Origin of the sequence: Sphingomonas sp. Leaf407 (assembly GCF_001425385.1) — a bacterium.
Lineage (GTDB): Bacteria > Pseudomonadota > Alphaproteobacteria > Sphingomonadales > Sphingomonadaceae > Sphingomonas.
Genome location: NZ_LMQO01000003.1, coordinates 86,615 through 104,077 on the forward strand (window position 1 = coordinate 86,615; position 17,463 = coordinate 104,077).

General features: G+C 67.8%; 19 protein-coding genes and 1 tRNA gene. 16 read left to right on the forward strand and 4 right to left on the reverse strand.

What is annotated here, in order from left to right:
* The first annotated feature begins 2 nt into the window (after positions 1–2).
* The 5 genes from ASG37_RS09780 to grxD all read left to right on the forward strand — a co-directional run bounded on the left by ASG37_RS09780 (position 3) and on the right by grxD (position 2,340).
* On the forward strand, positions 3–791 hold the full coding sequence (locus ASG37_RS09780) for an N-acyl homoserine lactonase family protein (protein WP_055760430.1): 789 nt from the start codon (positions 3–5) through the stop codon (positions 789–791).
* Positions 791–1,381, forward strand: a complete 591-nt coding sequence (gene leuD / locus ASG37_RS09785) for a 3-isopropylmalate dehydratase small subunit (RefSeq protein WP_055759074.1) — start codon at positions 791–793, stop codon at positions 1,379–1,381. The genes ASG37_RS09780 and leuD overlap by 1 nt, the downstream gene beginning before the upstream one ends.
* A gap of 65 nt (positions 1,382–1,446) precedes the next feature.
* A complete protein-coding gene (locus tag ASG37_RS09790) occupies positions 1,447–1,770 on the forward strand; it encodes a DUF1476 domain-containing protein (RefSeq protein WP_055759077.1) in 324 nt (107 codons plus the stop codon).
* 1 nt (position 1,771) lies between these two features.
* Positions 1,772–2,008: a BolA/IbaG family iron-sulfur metabolism protein gene (locus ASG37_RS09795; protein ID WP_055759080.1), complete on the forward strand. Its 237-nt coding sequence runs from the start codon at positions 1,772–1,774 to the stop codon at positions 2,006–2,008.
* An 11-nt stretch (positions 2,009–2,019) separates the two neighbouring features.
* Positions 2,020–2,340 (forward strand): Grx4 family monothiol glutaredoxin, encoded by a 321-nt coding sequence (grxD, locus tag ASG37_RS09800; RefSeq protein ID WP_055759082.1) that lies wholly within the window; start codon positions 2,020–2,022, stop codon positions 2,338–2,340.
* Positions 2,341–2,763: 423 nt separating this feature from the next.
* Here grxD and chrA read toward each other — a convergent pair whose 3' ends face one another.
* The gene (chrA, locus tag ASG37_RS09805; protein ID WP_055760433.1) at positions 2,764–3,942 is read right to left on the reverse strand and encodes a chromate efflux transporter; all 1,179 of its coding nucleotides are present in this window, start codon (positions 3,940–3,942) and stop codon (positions 2,764–2,766) included.
* A 183-nt stretch (positions 3,943–4,125) separates the two neighbouring features.
* On the opposite strand from chrA, the gene ASG37_RS09810 reads away from it, so the two are divergent.
* The 5 genes from ASG37_RS09810 (at position 4,126) to nadA (ending at position 8,855) form a co-directional block, all read left to right on the forward strand.
* The gene (locus ASG37_RS09810) at positions 4,126–4,494 is read left to right on the forward strand and encodes a BlaI/MecI/CopY family transcriptional regulator (RefSeq protein WP_055759085.1); all 369 of its coding nucleotides are present in this window, start codon (positions 4,126–4,128) and stop codon (positions 4,492–4,494) included.
* Positions 4,491–6,122 carry a M56 family metallopeptidase gene (locus ASG37_RS09815; protein ID WP_055759088.1) on the forward strand — a complete coding sequence of 544 codons (1,632 nt, stop codon included), beginning with the start codon at positions 4,491–4,493 and terminating at the stop codon, positions 6,120–6,122. Before ASG37_RS09810 ends, ASG37_RS09815 begins: the two co-directional genes overlap by 4 nt.
* A 126-nt stretch (positions 6,123–6,248) precedes the next feature.
* The gene (locus tag ASG37_RS09820) at positions 6,249–7,106 is read left to right on the forward strand and encodes an MBL fold metallo-hydrolase (protein WP_055759091.1); all 858 of its coding nucleotides are present in this window, start codon (positions 6,249–6,251) and stop codon (positions 7,104–7,106) included.
* The gene (locus ASG37_RS09825) at positions 7,091–7,807 is read left to right on the forward strand and encodes a DUF4230 domain-containing protein (RefSeq protein ID WP_055759095.1); all 717 of its coding nucleotides are present in this window, start codon (positions 7,091–7,093) and stop codon (positions 7,805–7,807) included. Before ASG37_RS09820 ends, ASG37_RS09825 begins: the two co-directional genes overlap by 16 nt.
* Before the next feature lie 46 nt (positions 7,808–7,853).
* Entirely contained in the window at positions 7,854–8,855 is a 1,002-nt protein-coding gene (nadA, locus tag ASG37_RS09830; protein WP_055760436.1) for a quinolinate synthase NadA, read from the forward strand.
* A 226-nt stretch (positions 8,856–9,081) separates the two neighbouring features.
* Here the strand turns inward: nadA and ASG37_RS09835 are convergent, their stop codons facing one another.
* Positions 9,082–9,651 carry a hypothetical protein gene (locus ASG37_RS09835; RefSeq protein ID WP_055759098.1) on the reverse strand — a complete coding sequence of 190 codons (570 nt, stop codon included), beginning with the start codon at positions 9,649–9,651 and terminating at the stop codon, positions 9,082–9,084.
* Positions 9,652–9,753: 102 nt separating this feature from the next.
* Between ASG37_RS09835 and ASG37_RS09840 the strand changes: the two genes are divergently transcribed.
* The 6 genes from ASG37_RS09840 (at position 9,754) to ASG37_RS09865 (ending at position 16,309) form a co-directional block, all read left to right on the forward strand.
* Complete coding sequence (locus tag ASG37_RS09840; protein WP_055759101.1) at positions 9,754–11,433, forward strand: DEAD/DEAH box helicase; 1,680 nt, start codon at positions 9,754–9,756, stop codon at positions 11,431–11,433.
* Positions 11,434–11,899: 466 nt separating this feature from the next.
* The gene (rpsA, locus tag ASG37_RS09845) at positions 11,900–13,603 is read left to right on the forward strand and encodes a 30S ribosomal protein S1 (protein WP_055759105.1); all 1,704 of its coding nucleotides are present in this window, start codon (positions 11,900–11,902) and stop codon (positions 13,601–13,603) included.
* A gap of 183 nt (positions 13,604–13,786) precedes the next feature.
* Positions 13,787–14,068: an integration host factor subunit beta gene (locus tag ASG37_RS09850; protein ID WP_055760438.1), complete on the forward strand. Its 282-nt coding sequence runs from the start codon at positions 13,787–13,789 to the stop codon at positions 14,066–14,068.
* Positions 14,069–14,347: 279 nt separating this feature from the next.
* Positions 14,348–14,433, forward strand: a tRNA-Leu gene (locus ASG37_RS09855).
* Between the two features lie 56 nt (positions 14,434–14,489).
* The gene (locus ASG37_RS09860; protein ID WP_235525173.1) at positions 14,490–15,878 is read left to right on the forward strand and encodes an ABC transporter substrate-binding protein; all 1,389 of its coding nucleotides are present in this window, start codon (positions 14,490–14,492) and stop codon (positions 15,876–15,878) included.
* Positions 15,879–15,883: 5 nt separating this feature from the next.
* A complete protein-coding gene (locus ASG37_RS09865) occupies positions 15,884–16,309 on the forward strand; it encodes a DUF4112 domain-containing protein (RefSeq protein ID WP_055759108.1) in 426 nt (141 codons plus the stop codon).
* Here the strand turns inward: ASG37_RS09865 and ASG37_RS09870 are convergent, their stop codons facing one another.
* Entirely contained in the window at positions 16,310–17,029 is a 720-nt protein-coding gene (locus tag ASG37_RS09870) for a ribonuclease T2 (protein ID WP_414888079.1), read from the reverse strand.
* The gene (locus ASG37_RS09875) at positions 17,026–17,460 is read right to left on the reverse strand and encodes a hypothetical protein (RefSeq protein ID WP_055759111.1); all 435 of its coding nucleotides are present in this window, start codon (positions 17,458–17,460) and stop codon (positions 17,026–17,028) included. The genes ASG37_RS09870 and ASG37_RS09875 overlap by 4 nt, the downstream gene beginning before the upstream one ends.
* Between the last annotated feature and the right edge of the window lie 3 nt (positions 17,461–17,463).

Here is a 17,463-nt window from a genome sequence, read left to right on the forward strand (position 1 = left end):
CGATGGGGCAGGCATCCGCTCCCAAGGCGGCCGACGTCGAGCTGTGGCGGCTGGATTGTGGCGGCGTGCAGGTCAACGACCTCAACGCCTTTTCCGACACGCTGGCCTATACCGGCCGGACCAAGCGGCTGGTCGCGAGCTGTTATCTGATCCGGCATGGCGGCGACTATATGCTGTGGGACACCGGGCTGCCCGAGGCGGTGCTGGGCAAGGCGCCGAACAACAGCGAAGCGATGTCGCCGGTGCTGACCACCACGATCAAGCGGCAACTGGCGCGGATCGGCGTCGCGCCCGAAAAGATCGGCCGCGTCGGCATCAGCCATTATCATTTCGACCATAGCGGGCAGGCGGCGGGCTTTCCCGGCGCAACGCTGCTGATCGGGCAGGGCGACATCGACGCGCTGAAAGCCGGCAAGCCGGGGACGAGCGCCGAACCGCTGAAACCATGGTTCGGCGGCGGATCGAGGATCGAGGGCGTGGCGGGCGACAAGGACGTGTTCGGCGACGGCACCGTCACGATGCTGGCCATGCCCGGCCACACGCCGGGGCATCATGCGCTGCTGGTACGGTTGAAGGGCAAAGGGCCGGTGCTGATTTCGGGCGATACCGCGCATTTCCGCGAGAATTACGACAGCAATGGCGTGCCGCCGTTCAACGTCGATCGCGCGCAGTCGCTCGCCTCGCTCGACCGGTTCAAGCGGCTGGCCGGCAATACGAAGGCGACGGTGATTCTCCAGCACGAGGCGGGAGACGTGGCGAAGCTGCCCGCCTTCCCGGCATCGGCCCGCTGATGGAACCGGTGGTTCATGTCGAGGGGCGCGCCTATCCGTGGGGCGCCAAGAATATCGACACCGACATCATCATCCCGGCGCACTGGCTGAAAACCACGACGCGCGAGGGGCTGGGCAAGGGCGCGTTCGAAAGCGTGCGCGCTGAGCCGGGCAATCTGTTCGACGATCCGCGCTATGCCGGCGCGCCGGTGCTGATCGCGGGTGAGAATTTCGGCTGCGGCTCCAGTCGCGAACATGCCGCATGGGCGCTGGGCGACATGGGTGTCCGCGCAGTGATCGCACCGAGCTTCTCCGACATTTTTTCGGGCAACGCGATCAAGAACGGGATCGTAACGGTCGTGCTGCCGCAGGACGCGGTCGACCGGCTGGTCGAGGTGGCGCGCGAGCATACGGTCGCGATCGATCTTGAGACGATGACGGTGACGACGCCGTTTCAGGATCGTTTTCCGTTCGAACTCGACCCGTTCCGGCGCAAATGCCTGATCGAAGGGCTCGACGAGATCGGCATGACGCTGGCGCGGGATACGGCGATCGGCGGCTATGAGGCGCAGGTCGCGACGGCGCGGCCGTGGCTGAACAGCGGTGGCTGACGCTACGGCGTTGCACGGGGGCGTCGGCGGACCTATCTGGTGCGTAACGACCACAGGGGACCGCCATGACCATGTTCGACGACCGGGAACGCGCTTTCGAGGCGAAATTCGCTCGCGACGGTGAGATGGCGTTCCGCGTGACCGCGCGGCGCAACCGGTTGCTGGGGCATTGGGCAGCAGGGCGCATGGGGCTTACCCCGGAAGAAACCGATTCCTATGCGACCGCCGTCGTGCAGGCCGATTTCGAGGAAGTCGGCGACGAGGACGTGGTGCGCAAGCTGGTGTCGGACCTGACCGCCGCCGGCGTATCCTTCGAGGAAGCCGAGATTCGGCAGGCGATGGCCGATGCCGCGGTCGAGGCGCGTCGCCAGTTGCTGGAGAGCATGTGACATGCCGATGGCAGCCGAAGACATTCAGGCGCTGATCGTCGCCGCCATTCCCGATGCGGTGGTCGAGATCACCGATCTGGCCGGTGACGGCGACCATTATGCCGCGCGCGTGATCTCCGAACAGTTTCGTGGGCTTAGCCGCGTCGCGCAGCAGCGCGCGGTCTATGCCGCTCTGGGTGGGCGCATGGGCGGCGTGCTCCATGCGCTGCAACTGACCACCGCCGTTCCGGCGGCCTGAGGACCAAGACCATGACCGACGACACGAACGCCCGCATCGATGCGGTGGTGAAGAACAACGACGTGGTACTGTTCATGAAGGGCAGCCCGCTGTTCCCGCAATGCGGTTTCTCCAGCCGGGCGGTGGCGATCCTGAACCACCTGAACGCCGAATTCGAGAGCGTCGACGTGTTGCAGGATCAGGGCATCCGGCAGGGCATCAAGGCCTATTCGGACTGGCCGACGATCCCGCAGCTCTATGTCGGCGGCGAATTCGTCGGCGGATCGGACATCATGATGGAGATGTACGAGAGCGGTGAGCTGGCCGAACTGCTGGGCGACAAGGCGGCCTGAGGCTCGGACTTAAGGAATAATCCTCCCCGTCATTCCCGCCTTCGTGGGAATGACGAAAGAGAACGATATGGCCCGGCGGCACGGTGGTGCGGTCGGGCTTTTTGCTATGCGGTGGGGAGGCCCCGGGTTGGGCGGATCGGCGACTGGAGAAAACCGATCCGCCCGTCGAGGCGCGAACGCATCGGGGTACGCGATAGGATGCAGTCGGCGTGCCAGTTGCCGGGGGTGGCGGATTTGCGCCGGGTGTAATCGTTAACGCGGTTCGGCGGGGTGGCGCGATCGTAAGATTTTCCGACAGTGTCCGTACTCCCCTCCCTGACAAGGGAGGGGTTGGGGGTGGGTAGGCTTGGGGCGGGTGCCGGCGTTCCCTCGCGGGCCGACCCACCCCCGGCCCCTCCCTGCCAGGGAGAAGAGATTGGCGCGCTATAGCGGCAGCAGCGCGCCCGCGAGCAGGCCAGCGACAAGGATCGCGGGCGTTACCCAGGTCCCTTTCAGCCGGATCGCCGCCAGCAGCGCGGCGGCGAACAGCGCGATCGCGATCGGCAGCCATGTCACCCGGCCGGCGGTGGCGATGGCGAGGCCGGCGAAGGTCGCGGCGATGATGCCGATCACCGCCGCCGCGACGCCGGTCAGCGCGCGCTGCAATGCCGGATGGGCGACGATCGCCTCCAGCCGTTCGTAGAAGACCAGCGAGAAGGCGAAGGCGGGGAGGAACATGCCGGCGGTGATCGCCAGCGCGCCCCACAGCCCGCCGCTGACATAGCCGACGAAGGTCGCGAAGATCACCAGCGGGGCGGGAAGCAGCCCGGCGATGGCGATGCCATCGAGGAACGCCGCATCGCCGATCCAGCCACGCCCTACGGTGTCGGCACGGACATAGGGGATGGCGGTATAGGCCCCGCCGAAGGTCAGCAGTCCGCCCTTCAATCCGGCGAGGAACAGCAGGCCGACGGTCGGTGTCGTGGCGGCGAGCGCCGCCGGGCGAAGGCCGAACGGCTGGACGAGCAGCGTGAGCGCCACCGCCAGCACCACGATGCCGACGACGACCAGCCGGCGCGCGATCAGCGCATAGACCGCGCCCGCCGCCGCGAGCACGATCCAGAACGGCCCACCGGCGAGCGTCGCGGCGAAGGCGGCAAGCGCGAGGAGGCCCAGCGCCGGCCCTTCGATCACATGCGCGCCGATCCGCCACACCGCGCGGGCGATCACCGCCAGCACGACGATCTGCACCCCGAGCAGCGGCCCGGCAAAGGCGGCCATGCCCGCGACGAAGCGGACATAGGCCCAGCCAGCGAGCAGCATCAGCAGCAGGCCGGGCAGCATGAAGCCAAGGCCGGCGAGCAGCCCGCCGATCCGCCCGCGCGCGACCATGCCCAGATGGACGCACAATTCATGCGCCTCGGGGCCGGGCAGGACCTGCAACACCGCGAGCAGCCGGTTGAAGCGGGCGGAATCGATCCAGCGTTCGCGCATGACCAGCGCGTCACGCAGCATCGCGATCTGCACGACCGGTCCGCCGAAGGCGAGCGCGCCGAAGCGGAGGAATTTGAGGAACAGCGCGACCAGCCCGATCGCGGGCGGGGCAGGGTTAGTATCCGGCATCATACGCTCCGATACCGTCGCGCTAGGGCGCGACGACAGGAGCGGAGCTTGGGCGGGAATACCGCCTGAACGGGCGTCCGCTGTTGGCCCGTGGACCGGACCTTCCGCAAGTGCTGCGACGGCGTCAATAGGGCTTCAAGTTTACGCTTGTAATCGTAACGACCACGGGTGTAGTCATCGACCATGGCCGAACGAATCAGCGATGCCGAGCATGCCGTGATGGAAGTGCTCTGGGACGAAGCCCCGCTCACCGCGCAGGAGGTGGTCGAACGCGCCGCGCCCAGCCGGGGATGGAGCGCCAACACCGTCAAGACGCTGCTCGGGCGACTGCTCGCCAAGGACGTGGTCGGGGCGGAAGAGGATGGCCGGCGCTATCGCTATCGTCCGCTGGTGGCGCGCGAGGAATATGTCGCGGGTGAATCGCAGCGGTTCATCGACAAGCTGTTCGGCGGGAGCCTGACCCCGCTGGTCGCCCATCTGGCCCAGCGGGACCAGTTGAGCGCGAAGGAAATCGACGAGATCGAAGCTCTGTTAAAGGCGCTGAAACAATGATCGGATGGGCGGTGGAAACGCTGGCGGCGACGACGCTGCTGATGCTGCTGGTGCTGGCAGTCCGGGGGCCGGTCGCGCGGCGCTTCGGGCCGCAGGTGGCCTATGCGCTGTGGGCGCTGCCCGCGCTGCGCATGATCCTGCCGCCCATTCCCGATGCATGGCGTCCGGTGGAGTTCCAGCCGATCGGGGCCGCGACCGAACCGGGTGTGGTGATGCTGGGCGTGCCGGTGATCGACGTGCCCGCGCTGCCGCAGGGCTGGGGGATGGCCGACGTGCCGCTGGCGGTCGTCGCGCTGTGGTTCCTCGGCACGATCGGCTTCGTCGGATGGCATGTCGTGCAGCACCGCCGGTTCTGTGCGAAGGTGCTGGCGTCGGGCCGGTCGAAGGGGGTGGCGGGGGGCCATGTCCGCATGATCGAGACGCCGCATGCCGCCGGGCCGCTCGCCTTCGGCGTGGTCCGCCGTTACGTCGCGATGCCGATCGATTTCCGCGAACGCTATGACGATCGCGAACAGGCATTGGCGCTGGCGCACGAACTGGGCCATCACGCGCGCGGCGACCTTGCCGCCAACTGGGCGGCGCTCGTCATCCTCGGCTGCCACTGGTTCAATCCGGTCGCGTGGCGCGCGTTCCGGGCGTTCCGCGCCGATCAGGAAATGGCGTGCGACGCGATGATCCTCGCCCGCGCCACGCCGGGCGTCCGCCACGCCTATGCCACCGCGATCGTGAAGTCGGCGCATGGCCAGGCATTGTCGGCCGCCTGCCATCTGCACAGCGTCAACGAACTGAAAGGGAGACTCGTCATGTTGTCGAAGCATCGGGTGATGTCGCCCGCCACCCGCCGCATCGCCGGCACCGCCACGCTGGCGCTTGCCGTCGCGGGGCTGGGGCTGACCGCATCGGGGACGCAGGCCGCCGAGACGATCCGCACCAAGGTGGAACATGCGACCGGTGTCGAGATCGCCGATGTCGAGGCGCAGGCGGCCGAGGCGCTGGCCCCGGTCCGCGCACTGGCGCCGATCGTGCCGGCGCAGGCCGCCCCGCTGCCGGTGGCGCCGGTCGCCGGGCCGAACCCGGCCGCGCGTCCTGCCACACCTGCCGGCCCGGCCACGGCATCGCAGCCTGCCGCGCCGGCGCGTAGCGAGGTGCGCAAGATCATGGTCCGCCAGATCGGCGACGACGGCACGGTGCTGAGCGAGAGCCTGACAGATATTCCTGAGATCGTGAGCGCCAATTGCGGCACCGGCGGCCCGGCCGGCGCGGACCGGCAGGTGACGATCACCCGCACCGAGAACGGCCGGGCCAAAACGATCGTGTGTCAGGACCGCGTCCAGCGTATCGCGAGCGTCGCGACGAGGGAGGCCGCGTTCGCCGAACGCTCCGCCGCCTTCGCCGAAGCGCAGTCCGAAGCAGCCGGTCGCCGTGCCGCCGCCGCCGGCGTACGCGCCGAGGCGCAGGGCCGGATGGCCGCCCTTTCAGGCCTGCGCGCCGGAATGGCCGCGCTGCGCGCCGCCCGCGCCTCGATCTTCGCGCAGACCGATATGCCTGCCGATGCCCGCCGTGAGGCGTTGGCCGGCATCGACGAGGGGATGCGCGAATTGCAGGCCGAAATGGCCGATCAGGACTGATCCGGTTTCCCCGAACGTCCTGCCCCGTTCGTTCGGTGGAAAGGGGGCCGGCCGCCAAAGGTGGTCGGTCCCCGTTCTCGTGTCGGCGGTTGCATAAGCGGGGTCGCGCCGCCATCTGCCAAGCCAATGGCCGACTTTCCCCCCGGTATCGCCCAGCCGCTCGAACCGCTGGTCACGCGGCTGCTGGCGCGCAATGCCTCACCCTATACCCATACGGGCACGCAGAGCTTCATCGTCGGCGGCAGCGGCGCGGTGGCGGTGATCGATCCGGGGCCGGACGATCCGGCGCATCTGGACGCGATCCTGAACGTGGTGGCCGGGCGCGAGGTCGCGGCGATCCTGTGTACCCATACCCACCGCGACCATAGCCCCGGTGCGGCCCCTCTGGCGGCCCGGACCGGGGCGGCGATCATCGGCTGCGCGCCGCTGACGATGGACGATGTCGGCCCGCGCGCCGATGCGGCGTTCGACACCGGATACCGCCCCGACCGGGTGCTGCACGATGGCGAGGCGGTGGCGGGCGACGGCTGGACGCTGATCGCGGTGGCGACGCCGGGCCATACCTCCAACCATCTGGCGTTCGCGCTGCCCGAAAGCGGTGCGCTGTTCAGCGGCGATCATGTCATGGGCTGGTCGACGACGATCGTCTCGCCGCCCGACGGCGACATGGGCGAGTATATGGCGAGCCTCGACAAGCTGCTTCAGCGCGACGACCGGGTCTATTATCCGGCGCACGGGGGTGTGGTCGAGAACCCGCGACGGCTGGTGCGCGGGATGCTCGGCCACCGCAAGCAGCGCGAGGGGCAGATTTTGCGCGGTCTGGAGCGGGGATTAGTGAGCGTGCCCGAACTGGTGGCTGCGATGTATGTCGGGCTGGATGCGAAGCTGGTCGGCGCTGCGGGGCGATCGGTGCTGGCGCATCTGATCGATCTGGAGCGGCGCGGGATCGTGGGGTTGGAGGGTGAGCAATGGCGACGCATGTGAGGCCGGGCGTGCTGCGCACCACGGTAGCGCTGGTGCTGGCAGTCGTCGTCGGGGTCGGGGCGTGGCTCGGCTATCAGCGCTATGCCGAGCGTTATGTGGTGACGACCGAGCCCGACAGCGGCGAGGCAGTGACGCGGATCATCACCGCGCGACTGTCGGGCAGCAGCAGTTTGAAGGTCGCGACCCTCTCTGGCACGTTGCAGGCGCGCGCCACCGACACGCGGGCGTTTGGCTTCCTGAAATCGGATCAGGTGGTGAAGATGCCTTATTCGGTCGACTATTTCGTCGATGTGTCGCGCATCACGTCAGCCGACGTCACCTGGTCGCCCGAAAGCCGGACGCTGGTGGTCGACGCGCCCGACGTGACCGTCTCAGCGCCCAATGTCGACGAGGCGGCGCGAACGCTGGTGCGCACACAGGGGCTGTACGTCAGCCGCGAGGCATCGGAGGCGTTGTTCCAGCGCACCTCCGTCGCCGCGCAGACCAAGGCGCAGGCCGAGGCGCTCAGCCCCGAACGGCTGGCGCAGGCCCGTGAAAAAGCGCGGGCTGCGCTGGGGACGTTGCTCGGCACGCCGCTCGCGACGCTGGGGTATGGCGATGCGCGGGTGCTGGTGACGTTTCCGGCGGAACGGGGAACGCGTGCGGGCGAGCGCTGGGACGTTTCGGCCGATCCGGCGGACGTGGTCGCCAATCGCCGATGACAAGCCATGCCGGTGCCGCTAGGGGCGGCACTTCAGGGAGACGATGATGAACGCGCGCACCGAAATGCCCACCGGCACCGACCTGCTGGCCGAGATCGACCGGCTGCGCCGGGAGCGCAATGCGGTGATCCTCGGCCATTATTACCAGCGGCCCGAGATTCAGGACCTTGCCGATTTCGTCGGCGACAGCCTCGACCTCAGCCGCAAGGCGGCGGCGACCGATGCCGATGTCATCGCGTTCTGCGGCGTGCGCTTCATGGCGGAGACGGCGAAAATCCTGTCGCCCGACAAGACCGTGATCCTGCCCGACATGGATGCTGGCTGTTCGCTGGAGGATAGCTGCCCGCCCGAACAGTTCGCGGCATTCCGCGCGCAGCATCCCGATCATATCGCGCTGACCTACATCAACTGTTCGACCGAGGTGAAGGCGCTCAGCGACATCATCGTGACCTCGTCGTCGGCGGAAAAGATCCTGTCGCAACTGCCCGCCGATCAGAAGGTGATCTTCGGGCCGGACCGCAACTTGGGCGGCTATCTGACGCGCAAGACCGGGCGCGAGATGCTGCTGTGGCCCGGCGTGTGCATCGTCCACGAGGCGTTCAGCGAAACCGAATTGCTCAAGCTCAAGGCGCAATATCCGACCGCGCCGGTCGCGGCGCATCCCGAATGCCCGGCGATCATCCTCGACCATGCCGATTATGTCGGGTCGACCAGCGGCATCCTCGCCTATGCCGCCGATTTCCCCGGTGACACGCTGATCGTCGCGACCGAGCCGCATATCATCCACCAGATGGAAAAGGCGCTGCCGCACAAGCGCTTCATCGGTGCGCCCGGCGCGGACGGGAACTGCAACTGCAACATCTGCCCGTATATGGCGCTCAACACGCTGGAGAAGCTGTACATCGCGCTGCGTGACCTCAGCCCGCGGATCGAGATCGAGGAAGGGCTGCGGTTGAAGGCGAAGGTGTCGCTCGACCGGATGCTGGCGATGGCGAGCGGGACGGTGGGGTTGGGCGATCTGGGGCCGTTGCGCGTTACCGGGGACTGAGGGTTTCCGGTTTGAAGAAGAAGGTTTTGTTCGCGCGGAGGCGCGGAGGCGCGGAGAGGTTGCTTACGCGGCTATAGCTTGCCGCGTAAGCGGCCGTGATCGCTCGTTGCAGCCGGGTTGAGAGGTGTTGCCGGACAGGCGGACAGCGCCTTGCACGCAACCTCTCTGCGCCTCTGCGCCTCTGCGCCTCTGCGCGAACCAACCTTCTCCGTGCCTTCGCGTGCCCCTATTGCGCCGGCAGCACCTCGACGCTCGCGCGTTGCCGGGCCAACACGTCGGGGTCGCTCGCCAGCGCGTGGAGATAGGCGTGACGTTCGGGGGTGCCGCGTCTGAGCGCTTCGAGATGCTCGCGCTGGTCGCGGGTCAGGGTGAAGCGGACATAGCCTTTTCCGGTCAGGCACTGGTCGGTCGTCGTCTGGAGCGCGGTGCGGACTTCACGGAAGCGGGCGCGGGGATTGGCCCCTTCGGTGATCCGCGCCACCTGCTGCGCGGTATTGAGCGCCACCGGATCGACCTCCAGCATGCCCCCGCCGCCGGACGATGGCGGCGGTGCGGCACCGCCGCCCGACGGCTGGTTGGTCAGCACCGAATCGAGCTGGCGCGAGGCGGTGATGAGCGTCTTGACCGCCTTCATCTGCGACACGTCGGTCGACAGTCCGGCGCGACCGCATTCGACCGCATCGGTGCGATACTGATCGAGGCTCACGCCCGCACGTCCCCAACTGCCACGCGGCGGATCGGCGGCCAGCGCGGACCCCGACAGGCACAGCGTTGCCAGCGCCAAACGTGCGATCATGACGACTCTCTCCTGATTTTCGTCGCAACCTAACGCAGCGAATGGCCAAGAACAACGCGCGCGGCCTTGCCGTGGCCGCAATTTAGGGCCATCTGGCGCACCATGCCCTTTTCTAAGTTGCCCGAACCGCTCGCCGCGGCGCTTTCCGCGCGTGGTTATGAATCCCCGACCGCCGTCCAGGCCGCCGTCCTGACCCCCGAAGCCGAGGGGCGCGACCTGCTGGTGTCCGCCCAGACCGGTTCCGGCAAGACCGTCGCTTTCGGCCTCGCCATCGCGCCCGACCTGCTCGACGCGGAGGCGAAGATGCCGCGTGCTGGCGCACCGCTGGCGCTGGCCATCGCGCCGACGCGCGAACTGGCGCTGCAGGTCGCGCGCGAACTGCAATGGCTGTACGGCGAGAACGGCGCGCGGATCGTGTCGTGCGTCGGCGGGATGGACGCGGCGCGCGAACGCCGCAACCTGAGCCATGGCACCCATATCGTCGTCGGCACGCCGGGCCGGTTGCGCGACCATCTGGAACGCGGTGCGCTCGACCTGTCGGCGCTCAAGGTCGCCATTCTGGACGAGGCCGACGAGATGCTCGACATGGGGTTCCGCGAGGACCTCGAAGGCATTCTCGACCGTACCCCCGCCGAGCGGCGCACACTGCTGTTCTCGGCGACGCTTGCCAAGCCGATCGTGGCGCTGGCCAAGCGCTATCAGAAGGATGCGTTCCGCATCGACACCCGCGAGGCGGAGCGCGGGCACGGCGACATCAGCTATCAGGCGATGACCGTTGCGCCGAACGACATCGAGAATGCGGTCGTCAATCTGCTGCGGCTGCACGAGCCGGATACCGCCTTCCTGTTCTGCGCCACGCGCGAGGCGGTGCGGCACCTCCATGCCAATCTGGTCGAGCGCGGGTTCGATGCGGTGGCGCTGTCGGGCGAGCATTCACAGTCGGAGCGCAACCATGCGTTGCAGGCGCTGCGCGATCGCCGCGCCCGCGTCTGCGTCGCGACCGACGTCGCGGCACGCGGCATCGATCTTCCGTCGCTCAGCCTTGTCGTCCATGTCGAACTGCCGCGCGATGCCGAGGCGCTCCAGCACCGCTCGGGCCGGACGGGCCGCGCGGGCAAGAAGGGCATCGCCGCGCTGATCGTGCCGTTCCAGCGTCGTCGCCGGGTCGAGGGGTTGCTGCGCGACGCCAAGATCAACGCCGAATGGATCGGCGTGCCGACCCCCGACCAGATTCATGCCGCCGATCGCGACCGGCTGCTCGCCAAGCTGGCCGAACCGGTCGAATTCGACGAGGCGGATGTCGAACTGGGCACGCGGTTGCTGACCGAAAAGTCGCCCGAGGACATCGCCGCGCTGCTGGTGCGCGCCTATCGCGCCAAGTTGCCCGCGCCCGAGGAATTGTCGGCAGGCGGCGCGCCCGAGCGGCGCGAGCGGCCGGAAGGTCCGCGCGCGGGCTTCGAGGATACGGTGTGGTTCCGCATGAACGTCGGCCGGCGGCAGAATGCCGACCCGCGCTGGCTGCTGCCGTTGCTGTGCCGTCGCGGGCACATCACCAAGAGCGAGATCGGCGCGATCCGCATCGGCAACGAGGAATCGGCGTTCGAAATCCCCAAAGCGATCGCGGCGAAGTTCGTCGCATCGGTCAAGCGGACGGCGACGCCCGACGAAGATTTGATGTTCGAGCAGATGGCCGGCCCGCCGGCGATGCCGCAGCGCCGCCCGCAAGGCGCGCCGCCGCGGCATGCGGCCAAGCCGTACCGGCCGGGCGCGCGGCGGAGCTGATCGGGTCTTTTACGCTGGGACGCGAAGGAAGAAGAAGGTTGGTTCGCGCGGAGGCGCAGAGGCGCGGAGTGGTTTCGATTCGGGCAGTCGTTGCCTGTCCGACGGAGCCTTTCAGCCTCGCTGCAACAAGCGATGACAGCCGCTGACGCGGCGATTGCTGTCCGCGCGCGCAACCTTCTCCGCGCCTCCGCGCCTCCGCGTGAACCGATCTTCTTTCTTCTTCGCGCCGAAGTCCTCCCGTTGCACGCTATTGCCAAAAAGCGTATGGCGCGCCGGTTCGACGAGTGCAGACTCGCGAAGGCCGGGCGTGTCATGCGCCCATTCCGCACCGCCGGGCCACGCCTTTCGCGACAAAGGATTCGCCGGATGCCGCAATCGACGTTCGGTCGCTGCGGCACTCCCGGTCAAAGACCGCCGGATTCAACCGGCCGGCCGGAAACAAGTACGTTTAGGAATTAATATCTGTATGGCCAGCATGGCAAATCCCACCCGTGACGATTTCGCGTCGATGCTCGACGACATGTTCGGTGCTTCGGAAAGCTTCGAGGGCCGTGTGGTCATCGGCACCGTCACCGGCATCGAGAACGATCTGGCGGTCATCGACGTCGGTCTGAAGTCGGAAGGCCGCGTGCCGCTGCGCGAATTCGCAGCACCGGGCCAGAAGGCCGATCTGAAGGTCGGTGACGAAGTCGAGGTCTATGTCGACCGCGTCGAGAATGCGAACGGCGAAGCGATGCTCAGCCGCGACCGCGCCCGCCGCGAAGCCGCATGGGACAAGCTGGAAACCGAATTCGCCAAGACCGCGCGCGTCGAGGGCGTCATCTTCGGCCGGGTCAAGGGTGGCTTCACCGTCGACCTGTCGGGCGCCGTGGCGTTCCTGCCGGGTTCGCAGGTCGACATCCGTCCGGTGCGCGACGTCACCCCGCTGATGGACATTCCGCAGCCGTTCCAGATCCTGAAGATGGACCGCAAGCGCGGCAACATCGTCGTGTCGCGTCGCGCCGTGCTGGAAGAAACCCGCGCCGAGCAGCGTTCGGGCCTGATCCTGTCGCTGGCCGAAGGCCAGATCATCGACGGCGTCGTCAAGAACATCACCGATTACGGTGCGTTCGTCGACCTGGGCGGCATCGACGGCCTGCTGCACGTCACCGACCTGAGCTACAAGCGCGTCGGTCATCCGAGCGAAGTGCTCAACATCGGTGACACGGTGAAGGTGCAGATCATCCGCATCAACCGCGACACGCAGCGCATCTCGCTCGGCATGAAGCAGCTCGAGAGCGATCCGTGGGATGGCGCCGGCGCCAAGTATCCGATCGGCGCCAAGCTTTCGGGCCGCGTCACGAACATCACCGAATATGGTGCGTTCGTCGAGCTGGAGCCGGGCATCGAGGGTCTCGTCCACGTTTCGGAAATGAGCTGGACCAAGAAGAACGTCCATCCGGGCAAGATCGTGTCGACCTCGCAGGAAGTCGACGTCATCGTTCTGGAAGTCGATCAGGACAAGCGCCGCATCTCGCTGGGTCTCAAGCAGGCACAGGCCAATCCGTGGGACAAGTTCGCCGAGGATCACCCGGTCGGGTCGACCGTAGAGGGCGAAGTCAAGAACGCGACCGAATTCGGTCTGTTCATCGGTCTGGACGGCGATGTCGACGGCATGGTCCACATGTCGGACATCGCATGGGGCATTTCGGGCGAGGACGCGCTCAACCTGCACCGTAAGGGCGAGACGGTTCAGGCAGTCGTGCTCGCGGTCGAGCCGGACAAGGAGCGTATCTCGCTCGGCATGAAGCAGCTCGAGCGTGGTGGCCCGGTCGTCGCGCAGGCGGGTGATCGCCTGAACAAGAACGCGATCGTGACCGTGACCGTGCTCGAAGTCCGCGACGCGGGCCTCGAAGTGCAGCAAGGTGACGATGGCGCGACCGGCTTCATCAAGCGCACCGACCTTGGCCGTGACCGTGACGAGCAGCGCCCCGAGCGCTTCCAGGTCGGCCAGAAGTTCGACGCGATGGTGACGGGCTTCGATCGTTCGAAGAAGCCGACCTTCTCGATCAAGGCGATGCAGATCGCCGAAGAGAAGCAGGCCGTGGCGCAGTACGGTTCGTCCGATTCGGGCGCGTCGCTGGGCGACATTCTGGGCGAGGCGCTCAAGGCGCGCACCGAACAGAAGTAAGTCCGCTTCCGGTCCACCAGCCGGCGGAAATCGACGGGGCGCTTCCACCACGGAAGCGCCCCGTTTTTTGTTCATTCAAAAGACCAATTGGCAGCGCGACTACATATAAGTTAAGCGTCACAATCGTATAACGGGCGTGGGGCGCGACCGCCGGGTGATCGGGGCGTGCAAGTCGAGGGCAAGATGATCCGATCCGAACTGGTGCAATTGGTCGCGCAGGATAACCCCGGTCTGCCGCAGCGGGACATCGAACGGATCGTCGCCACCTTCTTCGATTCGATCGTCGAGCGGCTGCGCGACGAAGGCCGCGTCGAACTGCGCGGCTTTGGTGCCTTCTCCACCCGCGCGCGAGACGCCCGCACCGGCCGCAACCCGCGCACCGGTGAATCGGTCGAGGTCGACGCCAAGCGCGTGCCCTATTTCAAGCCCGGCAAGGAAATGCGCGCGCGGCTGAACGTAGCGTAAGGCGGCGGCGGATAGCGAAGCTATCCGCAGACTCGCCGCACGCCGGCCGGCCTTGCTGCAAGCAAGGTCCGACGTGACGACGCGGCTTTGCCGCGGCGCGAGCGGGGGCGGTCTGGACAGCCTTCGACGGCACGCGATTTTCCTCGAAGTCACTGTCGAAACCGCTAGCATATCGCGCCGTCCTGCGCGTAGATCGCCTGACGTCGGACGGCCTTTCGGCCGCCGGCCGGCTCGACACGGTGACGACCAAGCTGCGCTTGCTCTGCTCTGTGTCAGCGCGCGGACGTGGCGAAATCGGTAGACGCAGCGGACTTAAAATCCGCTTCCCCTCGGGAGTGTGGGTTCAAGTCCCACCGTCCGCACCAACGGCAACCGTACTCGCGACTGGCGGCGGTCCTGCGATCCGTGGCATTGGCATAGCATGCGCTGCCGTATCCTTCTGCCGCTGTTCCTCATGCTCTCCGCCTGCGACCGGGGTGCCGACGATCGGCCGGTGGTGGTCAGCGTCGTGCAGGAGGGCCGGGGGGGCGATGCCGAGCGGGCGGTGCTGCGCGGCGCGGTGGCGCAGGGGCTGGTGCGGTTCGATGCGGCGGGCCAGGTCGAACCGGCGATCGCCGCGCGGTGGAACATGCTCGATGGCGGACGCAGCTATATCTTTCGCCTGGGCGATGCGACGTGGAGCGACGGGCGACCCGTTACCGCGGGCCAAGTGGTGCAGGCGCTGCGCCATGCGGTGCGGCCCGATACCGGGCACCGGTTGAGCCCGTTCCTGCGATCGATCGACGAGATCGTCGCGATGACGCCGCAGGTGATCGAGGTGCGGCTGAAACGGCCGAACACCGAATTGCTGACGCTACTGGCGCAACCCGAACTGGCGGTGATCCGGGGTCCGCATGGCAGCGGCCCGCTGCGCCGGTTGCAGCGCGCGGGCGTGTGGCTGCGCGCGCCGGCCGATCCCGATGCGCCGCCACCGGTCGCTGCCGATGAAATCCGGCTGCGGGGGGAGCGGGGCAGCCGTGCCATCGCGCGGTTCGTCGAGGGGCGCTCCGATCTGGTGCTGGGCGGGGGCGTGGCCGACTGGCCGATCGTCCGTGCCGCCGCGCCGACGCCGGCGGACCTCCGGGTCGATCCGGCGCGCGGGCTGTTCGGCTTCGCCTTTGCCGCGCGCAGCGGGTTCCTGTCACAGCCGCTGGGGCGTGCGGCGGTGGCGATGGCGTTGCAGTCGGGCGAACTTCCGGCGGCGATCGATGCAGGGTGGGGCGGGGCGACGACGGTGCTGCCCGAACGGCTCGATTCGGCGAGCGATCCGGCGCTGCCACCGTGGCGCAACCTGACGACCGAGCAGCGTTGGCAGACTGCGCGGGCGCAGGTGGCGGGGTTCGCAGGGCCGGTGAGCGTGCGCGTGGCGCTGCCCGACGGGCCGGGGGCGATGTTGGTGTGGGGGCGGACGGCGCGGGCGCTCGCCCGGATCGGCATCGCGGCGCGGCGGGTGGCGATCGATGCGCCGGCCGATCTGCGGCTGATCGATCAGGTCGCGCCTTATGACAGCGCGCGCTGGTATCTCGCCAATGCGTGCCGGCCGTGTTCGATCGAGGCGCTGACGCTGATCGCCGGTGCGCGCGATGCCGCGACGCTGGAGGTACGGGCGCAGCGGCTGGCGGCGGCGGACGCGGCGCTGGCGGCGGATGTCGCGTTCGTGACCCTTGCGCGGCCGTGGCGCTGGTCGCTGGTCGCGCGGCGGCTGGACGCGTTTCAGACCAATGCGCGCGCGGTCCATCCGTTGAACCATCTGCGTCGCGATCCCAGATAGGGTTCATGGCCAAGCCGACCCGCATCTCGCCCGAAATGTTCGACCGCATCGCCGGACACCTCGACCGTGATCCTGCCGCCGTCCGTCGCCGGGTGGTGGCGATCGAGCGGTTGATGGAACGATCGATGACGTTGCCCGGCACCAACCAGCCGGTGGGGCTCGATTTCCTGCTGAACCTGATTCCCGTGATCGGCAGCTTCATCGGCGCGGCGATGGGCAGCTACATGCTGTGGGAAGCGCGCAATCTGGGCATGTCGAAGTGGCAGATGACGCGGATGGCGGGCAACGTCGGCGTCGATTGGGCGCTGGGCGCGATTCCCTTGGTCGGGGCGATCCCCGATTTCTTCTTCCGGTCGAACACCCGCAATCTGGCGATCATCCGCAAGCATCTCGACCGCCACCATCCCGCGACGGTGACGGTCGAACGGTAATCATCCCGCGTCGCGCCCGCCCCGCCAGATCTTGATCGGGGTATTGGGCGTAACGCCGCCCTGATGCGCCGGGCAGCGAGCAAAGCGCCGCCGGGTGTCGAGGCACAGCCATACCTCGTCGAGCCAGCCGCGCTGGTTGGTGGTGATCCGCATCGAATTGGCGGTGATGCCGGGGTTGGCGCGGGCGATGGCGGTGGCGAGTTGCCCGGCGGTGAGGCCGGGGCGGCGCGACAGCGCCATCATGTCGGGAAAGCGCAGCCGCTGGAACAGCGCACGCGATTCGTTGAAATAGGCGATCGGGGTCACGCCCATGCAGGTGCCGTGCTTGGCATATTCATGCTGGAGCAGTTGCGCCGAGGGGGTGACGCACAGGTTCTGGCGGATCACCGCGTCGGGCAGGATCGGCGCGGCGCTGCAATATTGCGGCCAGGTCTTGCCCGTCCCGTCGGGCCACAGGCCGTGGAGGGTGAAGCCGAAGCGATTGTCGCCGCCGCACTGGAAGCCGTCGCGCGCGCTGTCGCGGCGAGTGCGGCAATATTCGGGGCTCCACGTGATCGCGAGCGTATAGCTGCCGATCGGCAGGACGCGGCGCGGCTGCCGGGGGCTGGGGCCGTCGGAGCGAGGGCGTTCGACCTGCGCGGGCGCGCTGCACTGGAGCGTCTGGGCATGGCCCATCGCCGGGGCGAGCAACGCGGCGAGGGTGAGGGCGAGGCGCTTCACGCGAGGTCCTCCGGGTAGGCCCGGTTGAACCACGGTCGGGCGTCGCGGCGGAACAGCGCGATGACCGCGATCAGTTGCAGGACGACGGCGACCATCCGCAGGATGCCGGTCGTGTCGCTCGCCACTGAGCCGGAGGAGATGCCCAGCAGCAGGCTGCCGAGCGACAGCGCGGTGAAGGCGGTGACGATCCACTTGGCGACCGTGCTGCCGCGCCGGGCGACGAGATACCACAGCAGCAGCGAGATCAGGACGCCTGCCCCGGCAAAGATCGCCGCCAGCACGACTCCTGCCGAGCGGACTGGCGCGAACGATGGATCGGTTTCGATCATCGCCATCAGTTGCGGCCATTGCAGGATCGTGCCGATCAGGCCGACGACGATCGCCAGCAGATAGAAGCGATCGAACCGGACGATCGAAGCCGGACGCACCATGTG